This is a genomic window from Myroides sp. LoEW2-1, assembly GCF_009767705.1.
Taxonomy (GTDB): Bacteria; Bacteroidota; Bacteroidia; order Flavobacteriales; family Flavobacteriaceae; genus Flavobacterium; species Flavobacterium album_A.
The window spans coordinates 1-302 of sequence record NZ_WSPP01000187.1 but is presented as its reverse complement, the minus strand read 5'-3'; the positions used below and the strand labels follow the sequence as shown (position 1 = coordinate 302).

The 302-nt window shown below is 32.5% G+C and carries 1 protein-coding gene; it reads left to right on the top strand.

Annotation, left to right across the window (positions count from 1 at the left end):
* Nucleotides 1–62: 62 nt before the first annotated feature.
* Nucleotides 63–302, top strand: a 240-nt coding sequence (tnpA, locus tag GOQ24_RS11385) for an IS66 family insertion sequence element accessory protein TnpA (protein ID WP_160339737.1), incomplete at its 3' end; no start/stop codon positions are given.

Sequence of the window (302 nt, the reverse complement as noted above, 5' to 3'; positions counted from 1 at the left end):
CGAGCAACCACATATTTCATAAGCTAACTTAAGGTAGTAAGTTTGTTTCAAATAATAAATAGATGAGCAAACAAGAAATAATGTATTCTCATGTAGAGGATTGGAGAACAAGTGGATTAACGCAATCAAGATACTGTGAAAGTGTAGGAATTAAATTAGCAACCTTTAGTTATTGGGTGGTTAAGTATAAGGCAAAGTCAGAGTCAACACAATTAGACAATAATTTTATAACTGTGACAAAAGACCAAGTAAGCAATAGTCAAGAATATGAAATCGTATATCCCAATGGTGTAAAGCTACGT